General features: G+C 66.4%; 1 protein-coding gene. It reads right to left on the bottom strand.

Annotated elements, in window-relative coordinates:
* A partial coding sequence (locus FHS74_RS30040) for a condensation domain-containing protein (RefSeq protein ID WP_246463482.1) occupies positions 1–3,267 on the bottom strand: 3,267 nt, incomplete at both ends.

The following is a 3,267-nucleotide window of genomic DNA, read 5'->3' as shown; positions in this document are numbered from 1 at the left end:
TCGAGGCTCGCCCCCTCCAACACCAGCGCGACCGCATCCGGACGCCGCCCAACCTGCGCCTCGAACAACGCTGGCACCGTCGCCGGCGGCACCGGGTGCGCCGTGTCGTTCCAATCAATCAACAGTCGCCGGCGCTCCTCCGGCGAAAGGAGGTCCAGCCGCCCAACCGGCCGATCCTGAGCCGTCAGGAGCACGTCCAAAGTCCTAAGCAGACTCCGCGCCAGCTCATCGACCCAAGATTGATCGAACAGATCCGGCCGGTAGCTCAGGCTGAACTGCAGCCCCTTGCCCGGCAGGATTGCGAGACCGAGCGGATAATGCGATGCGTCGCCACCGTGATTCTCGGCCAAGGCGACCTTCAGACCGGGCACCGGATCTTCGACACTCGCTTCGACGGGATAATTCTCGAAGACCAACAGCGTGTCGAACAATTCCCCCAAATTCGCAAGTTCTTGGATATCGCTCAACGGAAGATGGCGATGAGCCAGCAATCGCGACTGTTCTTCCTGGAGCCGGTGCAGCAGATCGCTCACGGTTTCGCCGGGCCGCATCCGTAGGCGCAGTGGAACCGTGTTGATGAAAAGGCCGATCATCCGGTCCATGCCCGCCATTTCAGGCGGACGCCCGGCGACGGTGATGCCAAAGACAACATCCAGAGACCCGGTCAGATGGGCCAGCAGGAGCGCCCACGCCCCCTGCATCACGGTGCTCAGCGTCAGACCCTGCCGCCGCGCCATCTGCGTCAGGGCGGCAGTGAGGTCGCTGTCGAGGCTGAACCTCATGGTCACGGGCAGCACTACCGGCGCGCGCCCGGCCAGCGCCAGCCGGGTTGGCGAAGCCAGCCCGGCCAGAGCCTCGCGCCAAGCGGCTTGCGCCAGGGCCACGTCCTGCCGCTCCAGCCAAGCCAGGTAAGCGCGATAAGGCGTTGCCGGCGGCAGCTCGCGGTCATCGCCGCTGGCGCGGTAGAGGCCAAACAGCTCCTGAAGCAGTACCGGCATCGACCAACCATCGAGCAGAATATGATGATTGGTGATTGCCAGCCGATGACGCTCCGCGCCGAGCCTGATCAGCGTGAAGCGCAGGAGCGGTGGCTGGGCAGGATCGAAGCGTGCACGGTCGTTGGCCGTAATGTCATCGAGCTGAGCAGCCTGCTCTTGGTTGGTCAGACTGCCGAGATCCACCATCCGCCAAGGCAGGACAACGTCGTGCCGGATGATCTGCACCGGCCGATCCAGCCCATGCTGGATGAAGCCGGCCCCCAAATGCGGATGTCGGCGCAAGAGCGCGTCGGCGGCTGCATGCAATGCCGTGGCGTCCAGCGGACCGGTCAGGTCCAGGACCAGTTGGACCAGATAGGCGTCCGGCGCGTCGCGATCATATAGCGTGTGGAACAGGAGACCTTCCTGGAGCGGCGAGGCGGGGAGAATTTCCGCCAGACCCGGATGATTCGCCTCGAGCTCTTCGATCGCCGCCTGGTCTAGCCCTGTCAGCGGCAGGTCGGACGGCGTGAAGCCGCCGGCTCCGGGAATGTCGATCAGCTTGGCCAGCGCCTCGAGGGCTCGAAACCATCCCTCCGCCAATGCCCGGACCTGGCTTTCGTCGAACAGACCCTGCGCCCATGACCACCGCGCCACCAGAACCGGGCCTGCGGGCTCGTCTATCACTACCGCGTCGAGGTCAATCGCGTGAAACAGCGGCATCGACGCATCGCCACCGGCGGAAAGCGCTCCGGCCTCCCGCGTCGCGTCACGATCCGCCCCATGAGATGTCGGAAATCGACCGAGATAGTTGAAGCCGACCTGCGGCGCCGGCAAACGGGCCAACACCTCGCCGGCCTCGGCATTGAGGTAACGCAGCAATCCGTAACCCAGCCCGTTATCCGGCAAGCCGCGCAACTGCTCCTTGATGCGCTTCACTGCGCGAACCAATCCGGCCGGCCCCCAGAGCGCGGCATCGGGCCGGGCCCCGGGATCGAGCCGCACCGGGCACAAGGTCGTGAACCAGCCTACGGTCCGCGACAGGTCGAGGCCGTCCGAAATCTCTTCGCGCCCATGGCCCTCGATATCGATCAGCACCGCGGTGCCCTCGCCATGGCCAAGGCGTCGCCGCCAATCAACGAGCGCGAGCGTAAAGCCTGTCAGCAGTACATCGTTGATCCGGCCGTGAAACAGCCCTGGCAGCCGCGCCAGAACCTTTTCGGTTACCGCGGCAGACAGGCTCAGGTGCAACCGCCCGGCGGTACCGACGACATCGAGTACTGGATCGAGCGCCCGCTCCGACAACAACGCGTCACCGGCGCTCAGCATGCTTGTCCAAAAGGACAGCTCGGACTCACGGCGCGGTGTCAGCGCTTCGGCCGCCAGCACCTGCGCCCAGCGCCGGAATGACGTCCCGACCGGCGCGAATCGCGGCGGGCGGCCCGCGACAGCAGCCTGCCACGCTGTCGTCAGATCTGGCATCAGAATCCGCCACGACACCCCGTCGACCGCCAGATGATGGATCACGAGCAGCAGGCGCCCGCTCTCTGCACCGGCGTCGAACCAGACCGCCTGAACCATCATCCCGGCCTTCGGGTCGAGCCGGCGCTCGGCAGCGGACTGTGCCGCCGCCATACATCGGCCGCGCTCCACGGCACCGAGGCCGGCGACCGCGACACGATGCAGCGATACGGCCGCCGACACTGTCCTTGCCGGGGGGATCTCGAGACTCCAGGACCCGTCGTCCGAGATCGACAGCCGCAGGCGGAGCGCGTCATGATGGTCGAGCAGGGCTTGTAGGGCGACCGTCAGCCGGTCAAGCCCCAGACCGGCGGGAACCTCCACAACGATCGACTGGTTGAAGCCGTCGATCGAACCCACCCCGTCCTGGAGCCGTCGCATGATCGGGGTCAACGGCACCGATCCCGTCGCGACTTCCGGTGCGGCAACGTCACCGTCACTGCGTGTAATGGCTGCGAGGGCAGCCACCGTCGGATGCCCAAAGACGTCGCGGGCGGCGAGTATGAGCCCGGCTCGCCGGGCTCGGTTCACCAATTGCATCGACAAAATACTGTCGCCGCCGAGATCGAAGAAGCTGTCATCAATGCCGACGCGGTCCAGCCCGAGCAGCTCGGCGAAGAGCCCGGCCAGGATCTCCTCCTCGGGCGTGCGCGGCCCCCGGTACGACGTGGGCACAAAATCGGGCGCCGGCAGCGCCCGGCGGTCGAGCTTGCCGTTCGGCGTCAGCGGCAGCGCGTCCAGCACCAGGATCGCCGCCGGCACCATGTAG

Source organism: Nitrospirillum iridis (assembly GCF_014205765.1).
Taxonomy (GTDB): domain Bacteria; phylum Pseudomonadota; class Alphaproteobacteria; order Azospirillales; family Azospirillaceae; genus Nitrospirillum; species Nitrospirillum iridis.
The sequence above is the reverse complement of the archived record's forward strand: the minus strand, read 5'-3'. Positions and strand labels throughout refer to the sequence as shown.